Annotated in this window: 4 protein-coding genes; all 4 read right to left on the bottom strand. The window is 63.8% G+C overall.

Going from position 1 to position 25,153, the window contains the following annotated elements:
* Positions 1–554: 554 nt before the first annotated feature.
* The 4 genes from AB4N41_RS17955 to AB4N41_RS17940 all read right to left on the bottom strand — a co-directional run bounded on the left by AB4N41_RS17955 (position 555) and on the right by AB4N41_RS17940 (position 25,136).
* Positions 555–1,517 (bottom strand): alpha/beta hydrolase, encoded by a 963-nt coding sequence (locus tag AB4N41_RS17955; protein ID WP_252877795.1) that lies wholly within the window; start codon positions 1,515–1,517, stop codon positions 555–557.
* A gap of 69 nt (positions 1,518–1,586) precedes the next feature.
* Positions 1,587–13,901 (bottom strand): non-ribosomal peptide synthase/polyketide synthase, encoded by a 12,315-nt coding sequence (locus tag AB4N41_RS17950; RefSeq protein ID WP_460137871.1) that lies wholly within the window; start codon positions 13,899–13,901, stop codon positions 1,587–1,589.
* Positions 13,902–13,914: 13 nt separating this feature from the next.
* On the bottom strand, positions 13,915–21,738 hold the full coding sequence (locus AB4N41_RS17945; RefSeq protein WP_460137870.1) for an amino acid adenylation domain-containing protein: 7,824 nt from the start codon (positions 21,736–21,738) through the stop codon (positions 13,915–13,917).
* A complete protein-coding gene (locus AB4N41_RS17940; RefSeq protein ID WP_252877792.1) occupies positions 21,735–25,136 on the bottom strand; it encodes an amino acid adenylation domain-containing protein in 3,402 nt (1,133 codons plus the stop codon). The genes AB4N41_RS17945 and AB4N41_RS17940 overlap by 4 nt, the downstream gene beginning before the upstream one ends.
* Positions 25,137–25,153 lie beyond the last annotated feature (17 nt).

Here is a 25,153-nt window from a genome sequence, read left to right as displayed (position 1 = left end):
AAGCCTGCCGAAGGGGCAAAAGATCAAAAGCAAAAGCCAAAGCCAGATCAAGAGCCCCTCACCCTAGCCCTCTCCCAGAGGGAGAGGGGACTGACCGAGGTGTTTGGGCGAAACACGCCGACTTGCGATACCGAGTCGAATGCAGGTTTTGAACACCGCAAAAATCGGCTCCCTCTCCCTCGGGAGAGGGCTGGGGTGAGGGGCGAATCCAACACAGATCCAAAGCAGACCACACGCTTTTCACCACTCAACAATGAGCGTTAGCTCGAGTGCTTTTGATCTTGATCCACCGGCGACGTCGGAAGGCTGAGTGGAGGGATTGATCCGGGGGTGGGAGCGCAGCGACCGTTCGACGAAGTCGAACACAGCGAGTGTAGGTGCAGCGAAGCAAACCGGAGCCGCTGCGCCCGGATCGATCCCGCAGCGAAGGAACCCGAGCCTGCGAGGGCCGAACGCAGGAGCTAGCGTTTTTTGCTTACTTTTTTTGGCGCTTGTAAAAAAGTAAGTCGCCGTCAGGCGAAACCGCCAGCAGCCGCTACCAAAGCAACGGATATTCACCCCATCCAAAAAACCCGCGCAAGCGCCCCACCAACCCGCGAATAAACCTCCAGAACCCCAGGCACCACCGTCCCCAACCGCAACAAATCATGAGTCAACCCGGCACAAACCTCGACCTCGACCTCAACCCCCTGCCCACGCAGCCTGTCGACATAAGCCTGCCCCTCATCCAGCAACGGATCAAACCCGGCCAATATGACAATGGCCGGCGCCACCCCACGCAAATCCTCCGCCAGCAACGGCGAAAAACGCCAATCCAGATAATCCTCCGGCCCTCGCGCATAGTGCTGATAAAACCACTCCAGCGTGTCGTTCTCGAGCAGGTACCCCTCGCCAAACAACAGCCGCGAATCATGCACCCGCGAAGCATCGGTCACCGGATAACACAACAACTGCGCCTTCGGCGCGATAGCCACCGTGTGCGGCTGCCGCACCGCCTGAATCGCCAGCACCGTCGCCAGCGTGGCGCCCGCGCTATCACCGCCAAACGCGACCCGCGAACAATCCAGGCCGAGGCTCACAGCCTGTTCGGCCAGCCACGCCAACGCGTCCTCGCCATCCTCCAGCGCCGTCGGAAAGCGATGCTCCGGTGCCAGCCGATAACCGACCGAGAGCACCGCACACGGCGTGCGCTGGCAAAACTCACGGCAGACACCGTCGTGGGAATCCAGACTGCCGACCACAAACCCGCCACCGTGGAAATACACCAGCACCGGCAGCGGTGAAGCAACACCGTTGGGCCGGTACAACCGCAAGGCCAGCACCGCGCCGTCCCGGGTCAGTGTTGCAATCTCGCTGACTTCAAGGTCTTGCGGCGCCGGCCAGCGCAACTGCGCGGTGGTCTGTTCGAATGTGGCGCGGGCCTCGCTCGGGGTCAGTTGGTGCATGGCCGGCAGGCCGGCGTCCTGGCTGTCTTGAGCGAGGTCGAGGAAAGCTTCCAGATCAGGGTGTAACGACATCGATAAAAATCCTTGTATCCGCAATAAGACGGGCGCGCCTGGGCAGCGCCCGCGCAAAAGACCGGGCGATCAACTCACCCGCGCCATGCAATGCTCGATCAACGCTTTAAGCTCACGCTGGTAATCGCTCATCAGCGCATCCATGGTGCCGGCGCGGTAACGCTGGCTGCTATAGATGCAGCGCAAGGCCAGTTGCCCGTCATAGACCTGGCCGACGATTTCCAGCCAGTTGCCCAGATTCGCCTTGAGGCTGTAGTTGTCGCCGGTCTCTTCCAGTGCCGGCACCAGCAACGCCTGTTCATCGAAGCTCTGGTCGAACTGCCCGAGGTAGTTGAAGGTCACCCGTGCCTGCGGCAATGCAGCCAGTTGCGCCGAGATTTCCGGCCCGGCCAGATGACGCAGCACGCCATAGCCGATGCCCTTCTGCGGTACGCCCGCCAGTTGCGCCTGCACATCGATGATCGACTGGCCGATGTCATCGCTGTCCGGGCGCAAACGCACCGGGAACATGCTGGTGAACCAGCCGAGGCTGCGGCTCAGGTCGATCGATTCGAAGAGGTCTTCGCGCCCGTGCCCTTCGAGCAGAATCAACGCCGACGGTTGCTCGCTCCAGCGGCACAGGGCGCGGCTGAGCGCTGACAACAGCAAGTCGTTGATCTGCGTGCCGTACACCGCCGGGGCCTGTTTGAGCAGTTGTTCGGTGTGCTCGCGGGACAGCTTGAGCCGTGCCTGCGCCTGTTGCCGCACGAGGTTCTTGCCGCGCGGGTTGTCGCACGGCAGATCAACGCCGGGCTGATCCAGTTGCTCCAGCCAATAACTCAATTCCTGCTCGGCAATCACCGGCGCCTGCGCCTGCAATGCCTCGGCAAACGAACGATAACTGCTGGTGCGAATCGGCAGTTGCGGCGCCAGCCCCTGCACGCACGCCTCATAAGCGACTTTCAGATCGTCGAGCAGAATCCGCCACGACACGGTGTCGACCACCAGGTGATGAATCACCACCAGCAACCGCGCCTGGCCATCCGGCAAGGCCACATGCATGACCCGCCAGACCGGCCCGTCATCGAGTTTGAGGCTGCGCTGCGCGAGGTTGGCCAAGGCTTCGACCTCTTCGCTGCTTTGCGCTTCACGGCGCCACAGCACAGCCTCGTCGGACGCGCTGCTGCTATAGCGCTGCAACCAGCGCCCGCCGTCGTTGGAAAAACGCAGACGCAACGAATCGTGATGCTGTTCGATCAAGCCCAGGGCCTGCTCCAGTGCATCCAGATCCAGCGGCTGACGTGCGCTGAGCAGCAACGACTGGTTGTAGTGATGCGCCTCGGCCATGCCTTCGGCGAAGAACCACTCCTGGATCGGCAGCAAATTGAACGCGCCCTCTGCGGCAACCTGTGTCAGGTCCGGCAGCGCTTGCTCGGCGCCCTCCTTCGCCACCTGCTGCTCGACGATGCCGGCGATGGTTTGATAGCGCATCAGATCGCGCAGCTTCAGTTCCATCTGCAGGGTCGGGTGGTTTCGCACCCGCGAGATCACTTGCAGGCTGAGGATCGAATCGCCGCCCAGTTCAAAGAAGTTATCGCTGATACCGACCTGCTCGACCTGCAACACCTGCGCCCAGATTTCCGCCAGCAGGCGTTCCTGCTCGGTGCGCGGGGCAACATATTCGTCGCTTTTGAACTCCGGCTCCGGCAAGGCCTTGCGATTGAGCTTGCCGTTGGGCGTGACCGGGAACGCGCTGAGGCAGACGATCTGCGCCGGCACCATGTATTCCGGCAGCGAAGCGCGCAGCCCGGCCTTGAGTTCATCGCCGATGTCTTCACCGCTGGCGGTGACCACGTAGCCGATCAGTTGCTTGCCGGAGGCATTGTCGCGGGCAATCACCAGCGCATCGCTGACCGCCGGCAACTGACGCAGGCTGGCCTCGACTTCGCCTAGCTCGATGCGGAAGCCACGGACCTTGACCTGATGGTCGATGCGCCCGACGTAATCGACCACCCCGTCCGGGCGACGACGCACCAGATCGCCGCTGCGGTACAGGCGCTCGCCAGGGGCAAACGGGTTGGGCACGAAGCGCTCGCCGGTCAGATCGGGGCGGCCGTAGTAACCGCGAGCGACGCCGTAACCGCCGATGTACAACTCACCGGCAAAACCCGGCGGCAGCGGATTCAGATCGTCGTCGAGCACGTACAGCGAACGCGCACCGACCGCGCGACCGATCGGCGCGTATGCCGCTTCGCACTGCTGGCTGATGGCGACTTTCCAGAGCATCGGCGTGACCACGGTTTCGGTCGGGCCGTAGCCGTTGGTGAAGTACTGCGGACGCAACGCCGCTTTCACCTGTTCGAAAGTCTGTTCCGGCACCGCGTCGCCACCGAAGCAGTAGATGCGTACCGGTGGCGGTGCAATGCCGCTGGCGGCGGCGTACTCGGCCAGTTGCTTGAGATAGGCCGGTGGGAAGCAGGCGATGGTCACGCCGTAATCGTGCAGGGCCTGATAGGTCTGCTCCGGGGTCCACAGGCATCCGTCACGGATCACCAGACGACCGCCGCTGTACAGCGTACTCAGCCAGCGTTCGTGAGCGCCGTCGAAAGCGAAGGACATGAAGTGCAGCTCGCAACTGCTCGCGTCCATTTCGTACAACTCGGCGATCGCCTGGCAGTGCATGCTCAGCGGTCCCTGGGTGACGGCCACGCCTTTCGGCCGCCCGGTGGAACCGGAGGTGTAAACCAGATAGGCCAGGCTCTGCTCGTGAACATCGCAGACCGGTGCGGCATCGCTGTAAAGACTGCGATCGAGCTGATCGATTTCCAGGCGCAACACGCCATGCGGCGCCGGTAACGTCGCGCGCAGGCTGGTTTGCGTCAGCAGCAGGGCCATGCGCGAATCTTCGATCATGTAGGCCAGACGCTCCGGCGGGTAATCGATGTCCAGCGGCACGTACGCCGCACCGCTCTTGAGCACGGCGAGGAAACTCACCAGCATTTCCAGCGAGCGCGGCAACGCCACGCCGATCACCACTTCCGGCCCGGCGCCGTGGGCGATCAGGCACTGCGCGAGTCGATTGGCCTGCCGCTCCAGTTCGGCGTAGGTCAGGCTCTCGCCGGCGCATTGCACCGCGATCGCGTGGGGTTGCTGTTGCGCATGACGACTGATCAGCTCCGGCAGCAACTGCGGCGCGTGGCGGTGGGAAGGCTCGGCGCTCCAGGCCTGCGCCGCTTGCCATTGTTCGGCGGACAGACGCTGCAAGTTGCCCAGCCGCTCATACGGCGCGGCCATCATCGCCGCGAGGGTGTTTTCCAGGGTCAGGCGAATGCCTTCTACCGCCTCGGCGCTGAAGTGGCTGCGCAGGTACAGGTACTCGATCGACAATTCGTCGCCGAGCATCACCGCAAGGTCCATCGGCACGTTGGTCACGCCGTGGCCGATGGATTTGCCGAAGGTCAGCTCGGTGTCGGTTTCTTCCTGCAAGCGCTCGTCGATCGGGAAGTTCTCGAACACCACGATGCTGTCGAACAGCGCCTGACCACCAAGGTTCGACCAGCGCTGCACATCGGCCAGCGGTGCCTGGGAGTAATCGCGAATGTCGAGGTTGTAGGCCTGCACTTCCTCCAGCCAGTCGGCCAGACGCTGATCGGCCTGCGGGGTCTGAATGATCGGCAAGGTGTTGATGAACAGGCCGAGCATGTTGCCGACGTTCGGCAGACTTTCCGGACGCCCGGATACGGTGGCGCCGAAGGTCACCGTTTGCTGGCCAGTGTAGCGTTGCAACAGCAGCAGCCACGCACCCTGAATCAACGTATTCGGGGTGATGCGCAAATCGCGGCAGAACTCCAGCAGGCGCGCGGTTTGCGCTTTGTCCCAGTTCGAATAGATAGCATCGTGACCAGTAACGTCGGCACTATGACGCGGGTGCATCGCCTGACTCAGCGCGGTCGGTTCGTTGACCACCGCCAGACGCGCCTTCCAGAACAGCTCTTGGGCATCCTGATCCTGCGCCTGCAACCAGGCAATAAAGTCGCGATAGCGGCCGTTCTCGCCAGTCACCTGGCCCGTGGAATAGAACTGCAAGACCTCGCCGAACAACCGCGAACTGCTCCAGCCGTCCATCAGAATGTGGTGGCTGGTCCAGATCATCTGGTACTGCTCGTCGCCCAGCTGCAGCAGGGTCACCCGCTGCAAACGCGCCTCGGACAAGTCGAAGCCCAGCGCGCGGTCGGCACTGGCAAATTCGGCAATCGCCGCCTCGCTGCAGTCCTGCCCACGCCAATCGAGCACCTGCATCTGCAACGGCGCTTGGCGATGGACGACCTGCAACGGCTTGGCCAGCCCATCCTGCCAATGGAAACTGGTGCGCAGGATCGCCTGCCGCACAATGATGAATTCCCAGGCCTGGCGGAAACGCTCAACGTCGAGGCCCTTGATCGGCAGGCTGACCTGTTGCACATAGAGGCTGCTGCCGTTATCCGACAGCGTGTGGAAGAGCATGCCTTCCTGCATCGGCGACAGCGGATAGACGTCTTCGATCAGCTCCGTCGGCACCGGCAAGGCATCGAGTTGCGCCTGATCCAATTGCGCCAACGGGTAGTCGGCGGCGCTGGCGGATTGCGCGTCTGCATGCGAAACCACTGCGGCCAGTTTCTGCACCGTCTGCTGCTGGAACAGGTCCTTGGGCGTGAAGCAAATGCCCTGCTGCCGCGCGCGGCTGACCAGTTGAATCGAGATGATCGAATCGCCGCCGAGGGCGAAGAAGTTGTCGGTCACGCCGACCCGCTCGATCTTCAGAATGTCCTGCCAGACCTCGGCCAGTTGCTGCTCCAGCGGCGTCGAAGGCGCGACGTAATCGCGTTGCGCCTGATTGGCATCCGGCGTCGGCAAGGCCTTGCGATCAAGTTTGCCGTTGGGTGTCAGCGGCAACTGTTCGAGGAACAGCCACTGCGCCGGCACCATGTAGTCCGGCAGATGCGCCTTGAGCGCGGCTTGCAACTCAGCAATCAGCGCGTCCAGTTGCGCAAGACTCTGATCAGCCTCGGCCGGCACCACATAAGCGACCAGTTGCTGGCCGCCAACGCCGTCCACCGCCAGCACCACGCCTTCGCGCACGCTGGCCTGGGCCAGCAGACGCGCTTCGATTTCCCCCAGTTCGATACGGAAGCCGCGCACCTTGACCTGATGGTCGATGCGGCCGACGTATTCGATACGGCCGTCGTCCATGAAACGCGTCAGGTCGCCGGTGCGGTACATGCGCTCGCCGTTGCTCGCTAACGGGTTTGGCACGAAACGTTCGGCGGTCAGGCCCGGGCGCAACAGATAGCCACGGGTGATGCCCTCACCGGCCAGATACAGCTCCGCAGCGATGCCGAGCGGTGCTGCCTGCAATTGCCCGTCGAGCAGGTACGCGGTGGTGTTGCGCAGTGGCCGGCCGATAGTGGCCTGGCCGCCGAGTTCGCGACGGGTCCAGGTCGAATACGTGGTGTCTTCGGAAGGCCCGTACAGATCGTAAACGTGGGCAACCGAAGTCTCGCGGTACAGCGTGTCGACCAGCGCCTGCTTGAGCGGCTCGCCGGCCAGATTGATGATGCGCACGCCCGGCGGGATCTGGCCGATGCGTTGTAGCGCGGCAATCGCCGATGGCACGGTGTTGATCAGGCGCACCTGATCACGCTCGGGCAAGTCCGCCAGCTCCAGGGCATTGCGCGCCATGACTATGGATCCGCCGCGCGCCAGGGTGACGAAAATCTCCCACACCGACAGGTCGAAGCACACCGACGTCGAGGCCAGTACGCCTTGCAGATCGTCCTCGCTGTAGACCTCGGCGGACCAGTGAATCAGCGCCTGTACGTTGCGATGGGCGATGGACACGCCTTTCGGTTTGCCGGTGGAACCGGAGGTGTAGATCACGTAGGCGAGATTGCTCGAGTCGGCGCGCGCCGGCAGGTTGTCAGGTGCCTGCGCGGCGAACGCCTCGCCGCCGGCCTCGACCAGCACCACGTGTGCTTCGCTGGATGGCAGTTGCGCCAGCAAGGCTTGCTGGGTCAGCAGAACTTTCGCCTGGCTGTCGTCGAGCATGTAGGCCACGCGGTCGGCCGGGTAGTCCGGGTCCAGCGGCACGTAGGTGCCGCCGGCCTTGAGCACCGCCATCAGGGCGATCACCAGTTCCGCCGAACGCGGCAGCGCCACGCCGACGCGCACTTCGGCGGTGACACCCAGCGTCACCAAATGCCGGGCCAACTGGTTTGCCCGCCGGTTCAGTTCGCCATAGCTGAGGGCCACGCCGGCATGACTCAACGCCAGTGCCCGCGGATGTGCTGCGACCCTTGCTTCAAAGCTCTGCGAGATCAGCCGCTCGGCCGGATAAGCGGCGTGAATGTCGTTCCACTGCGCCAGCGTCTGCCGTTCGGCCTGCGGCAGCAGACCGATCTCGCCAAGTGCCCGCTGCGGCGCTGCAATAAATTGCTCCAGCACTTCACGCAAATGCGCCGCCAGACCAAGCACGCTGCGCTCGGCGAAGTGCTCGGTGAGGTAGTTGAAATCGAGGTTGAGCACTTCGCTGGCGCCGGCGATCAGGGTCAGACCGTAGTTGGTCTGCTCGCGATGCTCCAGACCGGAAAAACGCAGCCCGCCCGGATTGCCCTCCAGCGCTTCGGATACCGGGTAGTTCTCGAACACCAGCAAAGTGTCGAACAACGCTTCGCCACTCAATGCGGCCAGACGTTGAATGTCCTGCAACGGCGTCTGTTCGTAATCGCGCAACAGCAGGTTCTTGTCCTGCACGCTGCGCACCCAGTCACCGACGCTGAGGCTGGCCTGCGGGCTGGCGATCACCGGCAAGGTGTTGATGAATAGCCCCAGCTGTTCTTCGATGCCCGGCAAATCCACCGGACGCCCGGATACCGTGGCGCCAAACGCCACGGTGGCCTGGCCGGTGTAGCGCTGCAACACCAGCAGCCACGCGGCCTGCACCAGACTGTTGAGGGTCACCTGTTGCTGACGGGAGAAGCTGTTCAGACGCTGGGTCAACGCTTCATCGAAATGCAGACGATGCATCTGTTTGCCCGGCCCCGGCACGGTGCGTCCGTGGCAGGCGGAGGCCAGTCGGGTCGGCTCGTCGAGTTCGGCCAGTTGCCCGCGCCAGAATTCCTGCGCGGCCGCCTTGTCCTGGCCCTGTAGCCACACCAGAAAATCCCGATAGCGACCCTGCGCGCTCGGCACCGGCTGGCCGGCGTAATCCTGCAGCACCTCGCCGAACATCCGCGAGTTGCTCCAGCCATCCATGAGGATGTGGTGGCAGGTGAAAATCAGTCGATGGCGATCGTCAGCAGTGCGCAGCAGGCACAGGCGCAACAACGGTGGATTCTGCAGATCGAAGCCACGCTCGCGGTCGGCCTGCGCCCGTGCTTCAAGCACCGCCGGCAGATCGGCGGCATCACGCACATCGATTTCCGGCATTTCCAGGGTCAGTTGGCGGTTGATCACCTGCAAAGGCGCATCGAGGCCATCGCGGCCCCAGATGAAACCGGCGCGCAGCACTTCGTGGCGATCGACCACCCGCTGCCAGGCTTGCTGAAACCGCGCGACGTCGAGGCCGTCGATGTCCAGCAGCATCTGATAGACGTAGGCGCTGGCGTCCGCGTCGTACAGGCTGTGGAACAGAATGCCCTGCTGCATCGGCGCCAGCGGATAGATGTCCTCGATGCGCTGGGCGGCGATCGGCAGGCTGTCCAGATGCGCCTGGGACAAACCGGCCAGCGGCACGTCGGACGGAGTCAGCCCCCCGGAATGACTGAGGCAGTGGTCGATCAATTCGCTCAGCGCCACTTCGTAGGCACGGGCCAAACCGACAATGGTCGCCTCTTCGAAAACGTCGCTGCTGTAGGTCCAGGTCAGGCTCAACTGGCCCTGATAAACCCGACCATCGATGGTCAGCCAATTGGCCATCGGCGCGTTTGCGTCCTGACCGGCGCCCTTGTCTTCGGTGGCCGGCCGCCACAAGGCGTCTTCGTCGAAGTTGTTATCGAACTGGCCGAGGTAGTTGAACGTCACCTGCGGTTGCGCCAGTTCATGGAGTGCCGCTTGTGCTTCGGCGGTGCCGAGATAACGCAACAAGCCATAGCCGATGCCCTTGTTCGGGATCGCGCGCAGTTGCTCCTTGATGCCTTTGATCGAGGTTTGCAGACTGGCGTTTGGCGTCAGGCGCACCGGGAACATGCTGGTGAACCAGCCCACGGTGCGGCTCAGGTCGATGTCATCGAAGAGGTCTTCGCGGCCATGGCCTTCGAGCTGGACCAACGCACTGTCGCTGGCGGTCCACTCACACAACACCCGCGCCAGTGCGGTCAGCAGCAGGTCGTTGACCTGAGTGCGGTAGGCCGCCGGGGCCTGTTGCAGCAGCTGGCGAGTGCGTTCGGCGTCCAGCCGCGTGTCGACGCTGCGTTCGAAGCGGTTGTACAACTGGCCCTGCGGATTATCCAGCGGCAAACCGAGCGGAACGTCGCGCAACTGTTCGCGCCAGTAGCTGAGTTCGCTGCCCAGCGCCGCGCTGCGCGCATGTTCTTGCAGGCGCAGACCCCAGTCTTTGAACGCGCTGGTCTTGGCCGGCAGATGCACGCTCTGTCCGCTGCTGATCTGCTGATAGGCGCTTTGCAGGTCTTCCAGCAGGATTCGCCACGACACGCCATCGACCACCAGGTGATGAATCACCAGCAGCAGACGCTGACTGGCGTCCGGCATATCGACCAGCGCCGCGCGGATCAGCGGGCCGTTGTGCAGGTCGAGGCTGCGTTGCAGGTCCAGGCACAGCGCTGGCAGTGCCGCGCTGTCGTCCAGCGTAAAGCTGCGCAACAATTCTTGTGGCTGATCCGCCGCGCCGTGGCTTTGCTGCCAGCCCTGCTCGGTTTCGCGATAGCGCAGACGCAAGGCGTCATGCTGTTTTTGCACCTGCGCCAGGGCCTGTTGCAGGGCTGCGGCTTGCAGGGTTTTCGCCGGGGTCAGCAGGATCGACTGGTTCCAGTGATGCCGCGCCGGGATGTCGCTGTGGAAAAAATACTGCTGGATCGGCGTCAGTGGTGCGTCGCCAAGCACCTCGCCCTGCTCCGTCTGCACGGCGTCGCTTTGTTGCGCGACGGTGGCCAGACGCTGCACGGTCTGGTGCTGAAAAATGTCCTTGGGCGTAAAGCGAATGCCGGCCTGCCGCGCGCGGCTGACCACTTGAATCGAAATGATCGAATCGCCGCCCAGCTCGAAGAAATTATCGTGAAGCCCGACCCGCTCGACCTTGAGCACGTCCTGCCAGATCTCCGCCAGACGCTGTTCCAGTTCGCTGCGCGGCGCCGCATAGGCCTCTTGCACCTGCGCAACGTCCGGCTGCGGCAGCTGCTTGCGGTCGAGCTTGCCGTTGGCGGTCAGCGGCAGCCGGTCAAGGAACGCCCAACTGACCGGAACCATGTAATCGGGCAGTGTTTCGCGCAGGTGCGCCTTGATCGAATCGCGCAGGGCGCCCTGCTCGTCCGCGTTCACTACCTCGACGGGCACGACCCAGGTTGCCAGTTGCTGACCGCTGAGGCCGTCCACCGCCAGCACCACCGCTTCGCGCACCTGTGGATGCTTGAGCAGTTGCGCTTCGATTTCGCCGAGCTCGATGCGGAAGCCACGGATCTTCACTTGGTGGTCGATACGGCCGATGTACTCGATCACCCCGTCGCCGCGCAGCCGTGCAAGGTCGCCGGTACGGTATAGGCGCTGGCCGGCCTTGCGGTTGAACGGGTCGGGCACGAAGCGGGTGGCGCTCATTCCGGCCTGATTCAGATAACCACGGGCGAGACCGGCGCCAGCGATGTACAACTCACCGATGCAGCCTTGCGGCACCAGGTTCAGCGAGCTGTCGAGCAAGTACCACGACAGGTCGACAATCGGCGCGCCAATCGGGCTGCTGTGATTGCTGTGCAGATCCGCCAGCGACAATGGCCGGTAGGTCACGTGCACGGTGGTTTCGGTGATGCCGTACATGTTGATCAGCGTCGGCGCGCGGTCGCCAAAACGTTCGAACCACGGGCGCAGATTCTGTACTTCCAGCGCCTCGCCGCCGAACACCACGTAACGCAGGGTATTACTGCGGCTCGACTCGCAGGCGACCTGCATCAACGGCTTGAACGCCGACGGTGTCTGGTTCAGCACCGTGACATTTTCATCGCACAGCAGCGTGTAGAAATCCTCTGGCGAACGGCTGACGTCGTGGGGCACCACCACCAGTTTGCCGCCGTACAGCAGCGCGCCAAAAATCTCCCACACCGAAAAGTCGAACGCGTAGGAATGGAACAGCGTCCAGCTGTCCTGCGCGCCGAAATCGAACCAGTGCGCGGTGGCGCTGAACAGGCGCATCACGTTGCCGTGCGGCAGCAACGCGCCCTTGGGTTTGCCGGTGGAACCGGAGGTGTAGATGACGTAGGCCAGATTGTCCGGCGTGGTCAGGCATGGCGGGTTGCTTTCGATGCTGTGTTCCGGCGCCTGATCCAGATCGAGGCAGACCAGCCCCGGCGGAATCGGCAATTGCCCGAGCAAATGGCCCTGGGTCAACAGCAATCGAATACCGCTGTCGTCGATCATGTAGCTCAAGCGGTCATCCGGGTAGCTCGGGTCCAGCGGCACATAGGCGCCGCCCGCTTTCAGCACCGCGAGAATGGCGACGATCATGTCCAGCGAACGCTCCACCGCCACACCGACGCGCACGTCCGGGCCGACGCCCTGCTCGAGCAGCGTATGCGCCCACTGGTTGGCGCGGCGATTGAGTTCAGCGTAGGTCAGGCGTTGTCCTGCGAAGGTCACGGCCACCGCGTCGGCATGCCGCTCGGCCTGGGCCTCAATGGCTTGCTGGATGCACGGCGTCAGCGGTTGTTCAACCAGCGACGGATTCCATTGCGCCAACAGCTGTTGCTGCTGGCCGGCGTCGAGCATCGGCAATTGGCCGATGCACCGGGTCGGCTCGGCGACGATCGCCTGCAACAGCGCGGTCCAGTGTTGCGCCAGTCGCTCGATGGTCGCTGCGTCGAACAGGTCGGTGGCGTACTTGAGTACCGCTTCGATGCCGTGCGCCTGTTCGGTAGTGTTGAGGGTCAGGTCGAATTGCGCGGTCTGGCTCTGCCATTCCAGCGGTTCGATGTTCAGGCCGTTAAGGCGCGTCGCAACGCTCGCACGGCGCTCGGCCTGGTGGTTGAACATCACCTGGAACAGCGGACTGTGGCTGAGGCTGCGGCCCGGCTCCAGCGCTTCGACCAGTTGCTCGAAGGGCAAGTCCTGATGCGCCTGCGCCTCCTGGGCGGTCTGTTTGACCTGACGCAGCAGTTCGACAAACGGCAGCTCTGCGTCGATGTCCGCCTTGAGCACCTGGGTGTTGACGAAGAAGCCGATCAGGCGCTCGATTTCTACCCGGCCACGGTTGGCCACCGGCACGCCGACACGGATGTCGCTTTGCCCGCTGTAGCGATGCAGCAAGGCCTGAAACGAAGCCAGCAGCAACACGAACAGGGTGACGTTTTCCTGCCGGGCAAACGCTTTGAGGGCATGGCTCAGCGCCGGGTCGAGAATCAGGTTATGGCTGGCGCCGGCGAAGCTTTGATCGACCGCGCGCGGGCGATCCAGCGGCAACTCCAGCACCGGTTGTTCGCCGCCGAGTTTTGCCTGCCAGTAGGCCAGTTGTCGCTCCTGCTCACCGGCCTCCATCCACTGGCGCTGCCACAAGGCGTAATCGGCGTATTGAATCGGCAGCGCCGGCAGACCGGCGTCGTGACCGAGGTTGAAACCGGCATAGAGCTGCACCAGTTCCTCGATCATCACTTGCAGCGACCAGCCATCGGAAACGATGTGATGCAGGGTCAGCACCAGCACATGCTCAGCGGGGTTGACCTGCAGCAGCGCGGCTCGCAGCAACGGGCCGTGCTGCAGATCGAAAGTCTTCTGGCTCTGGGTCTGGACGAAAGCCTCGATCGAGTGCTCCGGGTCATTCGCCAGATCAGCGCTCAGGTTGTGAATATCGAGGGTAAAAGGTCCTGCGGGCAGGACCACTTGCAAGGGTTGCGCGCTGTCTTGAGAGAACACCGTGCGCAAGGTTTCGTGGCGCTCGATCAGCGCCGCAATGCTGCGTTCCAGTGCCGGCACATCCAGCGGCCCCTGCAAGCGCAGGGCCGTCGGAATGTTGTAGGCCGCGCTGTGCGGTGCCCACTGCCAGAGGAACCACTGGCGCTGCTGAGCGTAGGACAGCAGCAACGGCTCTTCAGCCGCGCGCTTGAAAACCGGGGCAATGTCAAAGAGGTTGACGCCTTTCTGCTTGAGCAGAACCGCCAGAGCCTTTCTTTGCTTAGCCGAAAGTTGTCCTACCGACTCGATTAACTCTTGCACGCGTTTTTCCCTCTCAAGAAATCAGTTTTTCCAGATCATCGAGGGATAGACGTTTGAGGGCCTCCAGTGATTTAGCCAATTCATCCTGAACGGGCGACATTTCGACGCGCAGCGCTTCGATCCGCGCGCAGAAATCCTTGAGGGTGTCGGTTTCGAACAGCGCCTTGAGCGGCACCTTGTCGCCCAGACGTTCCTGCACCCGGGTCACCACCAGCGTCGCCAGTAACGAATGGCCGCCGAGCTGGAAGAAGTTGTCCGCCAGCCCTACCCGCTCGACTTCCAGCACTTGCTGCCAGATCGTCGCGACCTCCCACTGCAAGTCGCTTTGCGGTGCCTGGTATTGCTCCTGCGTCGGGCTCTCGCCCAACGCCATCAGCGCCTTGCGATCGAGCTTGCCGTTGGGCGTCAGCGGGATCGCGTCGATCAGGTGCAGATGCCCCGGCACCATGTGCGCCGGCAAGCGACTGGCCAAGGCATTGCGTACCCGCTCGGTCAGCGTCGACCGCTCGCTGTCCGGCGCGGCGACGAGGTAGGCATGCAGGTGTTTGCCAGCGGCGCCGTCCTGCGCCAGTACCACCGCTTCGCCGATATCGTCGAGTTCCAGCAGACGCGCTTCGATCTCGCTGAGTTCGATGCGGAAGCCGCGAATCTTCACCTGATGGTCGGCGCGACCGATGTACTCGATGTTGCCCTCATCGCCCTGGCGCACCAGATCGCCGGTGCGGTACAGGCGCTCGCCATTGCTCGCGTAAGGATTCGGCACAAAGCGTTCGGCGGTCAGCGCGGCGCGGCGCAGATAGCCGCGCGTCACCCCGGCACCCGCCAGATACAGCTCGGCCGCCACGCCCTCGGGCAGCGCCTGCAACTGACTGTCGAGCAGGTAGACCACGGTGTTGTCCAGCGGCCGGCCAATGTTCGCCCGGCCCTGCGGTGTGCGCAGGGTGAAGGTCGAATAAGTGGTGTCCTCCGACGGCCCGTAGAGGTCGTAGACCTGCTGCACCTGAGTGCTGGCGTAGAGGCTGTCGACCAGACTCTGCTTGAGCGGCTCGCCGGCCAGATTGATGGTGCCGACCGAAGTCGGGATCTGCCCGGCCCGTTGCAACGCGGCAATCGCCGACGGCACGCTGTTGATCAGCGTGACCTGATCGCGCGCCGGCAAATCCGCCAGCGCCAGAGCGTTGTCGGCCAGCACCAGGCAGCCACCGCAGGCCAGCGTGACGAAGATTTCCCACACCGACAGGTCGAAGCAGATCGAAGTCGAAGCCAGCACACCGCGTAATTGCTCTTCGCGATAGACCCCCGCCGACCATTGAATCAGCGCCGACAGATTGCCGTGGCTGATGGCTACGCCTTTCGGTTTGCCGGTGGAGCCGGAGGTGTAGATCACGTACGCCAGATTTTCAGCCGCGAGGTTAACCAGCGGCGCAGTGGCCGGGCATTCGCTGGCGACGTTCTCGTCCACCAGCAGCACCTGCGCACTCAAGGTTTCGGGCAGCATCGCCAATGCCGCTGGCTCAGTGAGCAGCACCGCCGCGCGGCTGTCGTCGAGCATGTGCAGCAAGCGTTCCTGCGGGTAATCCGGATCGAGCGGCACGTAGGCGCCACCGGCCTTGAGGATCGCCAGCAAGCCGACCAGCATGTCCGGCGTGCGGCGCATGCACACGCCGACGCGCACTTCCGGCCCGACGCCCATGCCTTGCAGCTTGTGCGCCAGACGATTGGCTCGGGCATCGAGGTTTTGGTAAGCGATGGATTGCTCAGCGAACAGCACCGCGTTCGCCTGCGGTTGACGTTGCACTTGCGCGGCAATGTACGCCAGCACCGTGCGTTGATCCGGCGCGGTCGCGGGTGCCTTGCCCCACTCGATCGCTTGTTGCCGTTGTGGCTCGGCGAGCAGTTGCAGCGCCCCCAGCGGCTGCGTGGCGTCGGCGAGGAACTGCTCGAGCAGGCCTTGCAACTGCGCACTCAACGCATTGATCGCTTGAGCGTCGAAACTGGCCTGATCGTAACTCACGCCCAGACTCAGCTCGCGGCCGGTGACCGCCACCAGCGTCAGCGGATAGTTGGTCTGCTCCTGCCGGCGGATTGCCGAGAACTTCAGGCTCGTCTCAGGGCCCTGCGCCAAGGCCTCGGCCATCGGGTAGTTTTCGAACACCAGAATGCTGTCGAACAACGCCCCGGCGCCCATACCGGCCCAGCGTTGAATGTCATACAGCGGCGTGTGTTCGTGCTCGCGCAAGGCCAGGTTGAGGTCTTGCACCTGTTGCAGCCATTGGCTGACGCCGATCTCCGGCGATGGCGCCGCTACCACCGGCAAGGTGTTGATGAACAGACCGATCTGCTGCTCGACACCCGGCAAATCCGTCGGCCGCCCGGCGACAGTCGCGCCGAACGCCACGTGATCCTGGCCGGTGTAGCGCTGCAACAGCAGCAGCCACGCCGCTTGTACCAGCGTGTTGAGGGTGACTTTCTGCTCGCGGGCGAAGCGGTTCAGTTCCGCGGTCTGCGGTTCGCTGAACACATGCTGGTGATCGGCATAGCCGCTGGCCGCGAGCCTGACCGGCATGGCACTGGCCAGTCGCGTCGGCTCTTCGAGATCCGCCAGCGCCGTGCTCCAGAACTGCCGACTGGCTTGCGGATCGCGCTGGCCGAGCCATTCGATGTAATCGCGATAACGCCCCTGCCCTGTGCTCGGCGTGATGCCGGCGTAGCGTTGCAGCACTTCGCCGAACAACTGCGAAGTGCTCCAGCCGTCCATGAGGATGTGATGGCAGGTGTAGATCAGGTGATGAGTGTGCTCATCGATGCGCACCAGCGTCACGCGCAACAGCGGCGCGTCGAGCAAATCGAACCCACGTTGCAAATCTTCAGCGGCGAGATGATCAAGTGCTGAATCAAGGCCGGCGCGACCGCGCCAGTCCTGCACCTGCCACGGCATCTGCACACGGCTGCGTACCACCTGCACCGGCGCGGCGGCATCCTGCGGCCAGACGAACGCCGTACGCAGAATATCGTGGGCTTCGAGGGTCTGCTGCCAGGCCTGGTGGAAGCGCTCGGCGTCGAGCTGCTCGACGTCGACGCGCAGCTGATTGGTGTAAGCCGGACTGTCCGGCTCGTTGCGGCTGTGGAACAGAATGCCTTGCTGCATCGGCGACAGCGGGTACAGATCGACGATGTCACGCGGCGCCATCGGCAGCGCCGACAGCTGCGCCTGGGTCAGGTTGGCGAGGTTGAAATCCGAGGGTGTCACGCCACCGGCCGCGCTGTCGCAGCAATGTTCGATCAGGCGTTGCAGTTCGCGGCGATAGGCCTCGGCCAACGCCTCGATGGTCTCGGCGCGATACATGCCGGTGCCGAAGGTCCAGGTCAGTTCCAGCTCTCCGCCGAGAACCTGACCGTCAACGCTCAGCCAATTGCCCAGCGGTGCCTGTCCATCCTGATTGGCGCCAGTGCTGTCGCTGCTCGGCAGGAACAACGCGCCTTGCTCGGCGCTGAACGCGCCATCGAACTGGCCGAGATAATTGAAGGTTACCCGTGGTTGCGCCAGCGTCTGCAACTCGGCGCAACGCGTGAGGTAACGCAGCACGCCATAACCGATGCCTTTGCCCGGCACGGCGCGCAGTTGCTCCTTGATCGCGCACAGCGACGCAGCGGGATTGGCCTGCGGGGTCAGGCGCACGGGGAACAGGCTGCTGAACCAGCCGACCGTGCGGCTCAGGTCGATGTCGTCGAACAGGTCTTCACGACCATGGCCTTCGAGCTGGATCAACACCGAAGGCTGCTCGCTCCAGTCACACAGCACCCGCGCCAATGCGGTCAGCAACAGGTCGTTGATTTGCGTGCGGTAGGCCGCCGGGGCGACTTTCAATAGCTTGTCGGTCAGTGTCTGGCTCAGGCGCGTACTGGCGCGGGCGGCCTGGGCGCGGGTCTGGCTGTCCTCGGCGAAATCCCGTGGCAGGGCCGCGTCGTCGGCAGCCAGGGTCTGGTGCCAATAAGCGCTTTCGGCCGCCAACGTTTCGCTCTGTGCATAACGATGCAACTGCTCGGCCCAGTTGTGCAGCGAACTGCTCTGGCCCGGCAACACCGGCGCCGTCCCCGCCGCCAATGCCTGGTAAGCCTGCTGCAAGTCCTCAAGCAGAATGCGCCACGACACGCCGTCGACCACCAGATGATGGATCACCAGCAACAAGCGCTGCTCGGCGTTCGGCAGGTTGACCAGCACCGCGCGCAGCAACTGCCCGCGCTGCAGGTCCAGGCTGCGCTGCGCTGCGTCGGCCACGACGGGCAAGGCATCGAGGTTGTCCAGCTCGCGAACCCAGAGCAATTCGGCATCACCCTGCGGCTGCGGCAGTGCCTGCCAGTGATCGCCCGACTGCACAAAGCTCAAGGCCAGCGCTTCGTGCTGTTCGACCAACGTCGCCAGCGCCTTGCGCAAATGCACGGCGTCCAGCGCCAGGGTCGGTTGCAGCATTACCGACTGGTTCCAGTGCTGGCGCTGGGCAATCGGCGTCTCGAAGAAACGCACCTGAATCGGCAGCAACGGCAACGGCCCGCGAGCCACTGGTGCGGCGACGGCAGCCGGTTTGGCTTCGATCAGTCTGGCCACGGCAGCCAGTTGGCCGATGGTCTGTTTTTCGAACAACTGCTTGGGGCTGAGCTTGATGCCCTGGCGCTTGGCCCGGGCGATGATCTGCAAGCTGAGGATCGAGTCGCCGCCCAGTTCAAAGAAGTTATCGCTGCTGCCGACCCGCTCAAGCTTGAGCACCTCAGCCCAGATCGCGGCCAGTTTCTCTTCGATCTCACCGACCGGCGCGACGAACTGCTGGCTGACCACGCCGGGCACTGGCAAGGCACGCTTGTCGAGTTTGCCGTTGGCGGTCAGCGGCAGCTTTTCCAGCAACACTAACTGCGCCGGCACCAGGTAATCCGGCAGCCGCGCCTGCAATTGCTCGCGCAGATCCTGCGCCTGCACCTTCGCGCCCGCTGCCGGCACGCACCATGCCAGCAGTTGCAGGCGCGCCGGATCGTCATCCAGTGGCAGCGCGAGCACGGCGGCTTCGCTGACACCGTCGAGGCTGAGCAACACCCGCGCGACTTCCGCAGGCTCAACACGGTAGCCGCGCACTTTGACCTGATCGTCGGCACGACCGATGAATTCCAGCGCCTGCTCGCGATTGCGCCGGACCCGGTCGCCGCTGCGGTAGACCCGCGCGCCCGCTGCGCCGAACGGGTCGGGCAGGAAGCGTTCTGCGGTCAGCGCTGGCTGATTCAGGTAACCAAGGGCAACGCTGTCGCCGCCGATGTACAGCTCACCGGCGACCTGATCGGCTACCGGGTTGAGCACATCGTCGAGCACATAGACATGGGCACCGGCCAACGCCGTGCCGACCGGAACACTGCGTGCTTGCGCGGCAAGCACTTCGACCTCATGGGTCAGCACGCCCACGGTGGTTTCGCTCGGCCCGTAGTGGTTGATCAGGCGGCAGCCCGGCTTAAGTTGCTGAACGCGCTCGACCAGCGCCGGCGAACAGGCTTCGCCGCCGACGATCAGCGCGTGTTCCGGCAACGCATCGGCAGGCTTGGCCGCCTGCAACAGCGCGGCGAGATGTCCGGGGACGATTTTCAACACGCCAACGCGATGGCGGGCCATGTATTCGGCAAAGCGATCCGGATCGAAGCCGAGTTCTTCCGGCAGCACATGCAGCAATCGGCCCGAGCACAACGCGCCGAACAGCACGGTGAAGCCAAGGTCGGCGGCGATGGTCGAGACCAGCGCCATGCTCGCCTCCGGCGCCGGCGCCAGACGCTCGAGTACACCGCGCACATAACTGCCCAGCGCGCCGTGGCTGACCAGCACGCCCTTGGGTTGCCCGGTGGAACCGGAGGTGTGAATCACGTAGGCCGGCGACTGCGCATACAGCGTCAGCTCAGGCGCGGATGCCAGCAGCGACTGCCATTGCCCCGGCGCAAACTCCAGACCCTGACAGCCCTCAGCCGCCAGTTCGCTGAGCCGTGCGTCGCCTTCAGCACCGATCAGCGCCCGCGCCTGCGCAGCGCCGAGCATCTGCTTCAGGCGCGCGCTTGGCGTCTTGACGTCGAGCGGCATGTACACAGCGCCAGCCTTGAAAATCGCCAGCAGGCAAGTCAGCCAGTCCAGCGAACGTTCCAGCAGCACCGCCACCGGTTCGCCGACATTGACGCCCTGCGCACGCAAATAATGGGCGAGACGGTTGGCTTGTTCATCCAGCGCCTGGAAAGTCACCGTTTGCTTGAAATCCCGAGCGGCCAGCGCCTGCGGCTGCCGGGCCACTTCACCCGCCCAGTGTTGCAACACCGTCAACGCCGGTTCGCGGTGAATGGCAAGCGCAGCAGGCTGCCGCGTGGCCACGGTGTGCAGTGGCGCCTGCGGCGAGTCGAGCAACTGTGCAAACAGATCCAGCAACATCGGCACAAAACCGGCGACCGTTTCCGCCCGATAGAGATCGCTGGCGTAGGTCATCTGGCCGTGGATCAGCGCGCCGTCGTCGGTGATATCCAAGGCCAGATCGAAATGCGTGCCGTCCTTGGCCAGCGGGTATTCGCTGACGGTCAGGCCGGGCAAGGCCATCGAGCGCTGTTTCTGCATGCCGACGTTCTGGTTGAACTTGGCCTGGAACAGCGGGTTGTGGCCCAGGGTGCGTTCGGCGACCAATTCGTCGACCAGTTGCTCGAACGGCAATTCCTGATGCGCCTGCGCGCCGAACGCCGCTTCACGCACCTGCGCGAGCAAATCGGCGAAACTGCCGCGCTCATCGACCTGGCAACGCAGCACCTGGGTGTTGACGAAGAAACCGATCAGCCCCTCGACTTCGGCGCGGCCACGGTTGGCATTGGGCACGCCGACACGAATGTCGCGCTCGCCGGCCAGACGCGAAAGGAACAGCGAGAACCCGGCCAGCACCAGCATGAACAGGCTGATGCCCTGGCTGCGCGCGAAGGCATTGAGCTGCTGCGAAAGGTCAGCACCGAAATCGAAACTCAGGGTCTGTCCTTCAAAGCTTTGCGTCAGCGGTCGGGCAAAGTCCGCTGCCACTTCCAGCAGCGGATGCTCGTCGCCCAATTGCTGACGCCAGTAGTCGAGCTGGCGCTCGCCCTCGCCGGCCTCCAGCCAGCGCCGCTGCCAGATCGCATAGTCGGCGTACTGCAACGGCAGCGCCGGCAATTGCGGCTCGCGCTGCAAGCTGAACGCCTGATAGCACTGCACGAATTCCTTGACCATGACGTCCATCGACCAGCCATCGGAGACGATGTGATGCATGCTCACCACCAGCACGAACTCATCGTCGGCCAAAGCAAACAGGCTGGCGCGCAACAGCGGGCCGTGGCGCAGATCGAACGGTTGCGCGGTGACGTCTTGCACGTGTTGCGCGAGCAGTTCTTCGCGCTCTTGCGCGGCGGTGCCGGTCAGATCGAAGCGTTGCAGCGCAATACTTTGCTGCTCGAGGATCAGCTGATGCGCTTGATCGCCGTCGGTGTGAAACACCGTGCGCAACACTTCATGGCGCGCCAGCAGATGATCGAACGAGCGGCTCAGGGCTGACTCATTCAGCGAACCTTTGAGACGCAAGCCAGCGGCCATGTTGTACGCGGCGCTGTGCGGTTCCAGTTGCCACAGGAACAGCAGGCGTTGCTGGGCGAACGACAGGGGAATCTGCCCGCAGTCGTGGCGGCTGACCGGCAACGGCAACAGGCTGAAGTCCTTGCCCTCCTCGCGCAGTTTGGCGAGAAACAGCCGACGCTGTTCCAGCGGCAAGCCGACGAACCTTTTTGCAATACGTTCCGCCATCGTGCCGCTCATACTTCTTCTCCTTGCAAAGCATTCATGAACTGATCCATGTCGGACCAGTCGTCGTCGCCGCTCACCTCGGCCAGTTGCCCGAGCACCTCGGCCAGATCCGCCAGCAGCGGGTTTTCGAACAGGCTGCGCAGTGGCAGCACCACGCCCATCTGCTCCTTGACCCGGGCAATCACCTGCGCGGCCAACAACGAATGACCACCCAGTTCAAAAAAGTGATCATCCAGGCCCACACGCGGCACGTGCAGCACCTCGGCCCAGACCTGCGCCAGACATTGTTCAGCCGGTGATTGCGGGGCGCGGTAATCGCCCTGCAACTGCGCAGGATCCGGCGCTGGCAAGGCCTTGCGGTCGAGCTTGCCACTCGGTGTCAGCGGCAGGTTCGCCAGCAACAGCAGATGCCCCGGCACCATGTAATCCGGCAGGCTGGCTTGCAGCGCGGCGCGGGTCTGCTGACGGAATGCCGCTTGCGTCGCCGCGCTGGCGAGCACCGCAGGTTCTGTCACAACGTAGGCGACCAGTTGCGCACCGCCGGCGAACGGCACCGCCAACACCACTGCTTCGCGAACGCCCGAACATTGCTGCAGGCGCGATTCGATCTCGCCCAGTTCGATGCGAAAGCCACGAATCTTCACTTGATGATCGACCCGGCCGACATACTCCAGCGCGCCATCGCCGCGCAGCCGTGCACGGTCGCCAGTGCGATACAGGCGCTGGCCGTCGGCAAACGGGTCGGCAATGAAACGCTCAGCGCTGAGGCTCGGCTGACGGTGATAACCGCGCGCCAGCCCCGGCCCACCGATGTACAACTCGCCCACCGCGCCTTGCGGCAGCAGGTTCAGATCATCGTCGAGCACGTACAGACGCCGCGCCGCCAGGCCCTTGCCGATCGGCATGCCGCGCCACGACACGTCCTGCGCGGTCAGCGCAGTGCAGTCATGAATCGTCGAGACCACCGTGGCCTCGGTCGGGCCGTAGGTGTTGAGCAGGCGCATATGGCCGAGCCCGGCCTGTTGCCACAAGCGCAAACCGTCCACCGCCATGGCTTCACCGCCGACGTGAATCTGCCGCAGCGCGCCGAAACTTGACGGCGGTTTCGCCGCGTATTCCTGCACCAGCCAATACCAATAAGCCGCTGGCAGATCGGCCAGGGTGATGCCCTGATCGATGATCACCTGATGCAGCGTCGCGCTGTCCCACAACGGCGCGTCGCGCATGACCACGCTGGCGCCATGGCACAGCGGTGGGAAAAACTGCTCGACGAAGCCATCGAAACTGCTGGTGGCGAATTGCAGAACCCGGTCGCCTTCGCGCAAATCGCTGTAGTCGATGGCGCGGGCGATGAACTCGCTCAGCGCGCCATGACTGACCGCCACGCCTTTCGGCCGCCCGGTGGAACCCGAGGTGTAGATCACATAAGCGAGGTTGTCGGCTTCGACAGTGACCGGCAGATTGTCGCTCTGTTCGCTGGCGGGCAATTGCTCCAGACACAGGCATTCGATGCCGTCGAGCGGCGGCAGGCTGGCGAGGCTTTGCTGGTCGCCGAGCAACAGTTGCAAACCACTGTCAGCGAGCACATGGCGCAAGCGTTCGGCCGGCGTCTGCGGATCCAGCGGCACATAGGCACCACCGGCCTTGAGCACCGCCAGCAGCGCCACCGCCAATTCCAGCGAACGCCCCAGCGCGACGCCGACCAGCACGTCCGGGCCGACACCCTGTGCGCGCAACTGATGGGCCAAGCGATTGCTGCGGCTGTTGAGTTCGTCGTAGCTGAATGCCGGCGCAGGCGCTGTGGCCAACCGCACCGCCGGCGCTTGCGCAGTCCGTGCGACTTGCGCTTCGAACAGGCTTTGCATGCTAGTGAAACGAGGCGCTGGCGCGGTGGCCTGGATCAAGGCGTGGCGTTCGTCTTCGGCAAGCATCGCCACATCGCCGATCAACTGCTGCGGGTCACGGCACACCGACTGGAGAATGTTGCGCCAATGCCCGGCCAATGCGGCGATGGTTGAGGCATCGAAAATATCCGTGGCGTACGTGAAGGCGGCAAACAATTGCTCGCCCTCCTCGCGAGTGTCGAGCATCAGGTCACTGGTGGCCGCATGTTGCCGGCCGCTGCCGGCCAGTTGTTCCTCGCTCAGATAGCCCACGCGCAAGCCGGAAGCGAGTTGCGCCTGGTGCAAATCGGTGACCAGCGGCTGATGGTTGAACATCACCTGAAACAGCGGATTGTGGCTTTGGCTGCGCGCCGGTTGCAGGGCTTCGATCAAGGCGTCGAACGGCAGATCCTGATGGGCCTGGGCTCCGAGGGCGGCCTGGCGCAGACTCTGCAGCAGCTCGGCGAATGGCATTTGTGCAGTGACCGCGCTGCGCAGAATCTGCGTGTTGACGAAGAAGCCGATCAGGCCCTCGGTTTCACTGCGGGTGCGGTTGGCGATCAGCCCGCCGACACGAATATCGGTCTGGCCGCTGTAGCGATGCAACAGGGTCTTGAACGCTGCCAGCAACACCACGAACAAGGTTACGCCCTGACGCTGGGCAAGGTTTTTCAGCTCTTCGCGCAGGGCTGCGTCGATCACCGTTTCCAGGCGTGCGCCCTGATGACTGGACTGCGCCGGATAGGCGCGATCGGTGGGCAATTCCAGCACTGGATGTTCGTCGCCCAGTTGCGTGCGCCAGTAGTCCAGTTGCCGCTCGCGCTCACCGGCCTCCAGCCAGCTGCGTTGCCACAGTGCGTAGTCGCGGTAATGCACGCTCAGCGTCGCCAGCGTCGGTTCACGCCCGGCCACCAGCGCGTCGTAGGTGCGCATGAACTCGTCGATCAGAATGTTCATCGACCAGCCGTCGGCGATGATGTGATGCAGGGTCAGCAGCAACACATGTTCCTGCTCGGCCAGGCGCAACAGACGCAGACTCAGCAGCGGGCCGTTCTGCAGGTCGAAGGCCTGCGTCGCCTCGGCCATCATGTGCTGCTGCGCCAGCGGCCAGCGCCGGGCTTGGGGCAACTCGCTCAGGTCAGTCACGGGTAGTTTCAGAGGCTGAGGTTCGGCCACACGCTGGAAGGCCCGCTCGCCGTCCTGGCCGAAGGTGGTGCGCAAACATTCGTGGCGCGCCGCCAGACGGCTGAAGGCCTGCTCCAGTGCCTCGACGCTTAGATCGCCCTCCAGACGCACCGCCATCGGCAAGTTATAGGCTGCGCTGGTCGGCTCCAGCTGCCAGAGAAACCACATGCGCTGCTGCGCGTAAGACAGGCCGTCACGCTCGGCGATGCCGTCGCAGGCGGTCATGGGCAGCTGCGCAAAATCGATACCTTCGCGGGCCATGCCGGCGAGGAACAGACGGCGTTTGTCCTGGGGCAATTCGATAAAGCGGCGGGCTAGTTTCTGTGCGTCTGCGGCATTCATGCGTGGAGTCCTTGCTG

It is taken from the genome of Pseudomonas sp. S2_A10 (assembly GCF_054668465.1).
This window is presented reverse-complemented; position numbering and strand designations above follow the sequence as displayed.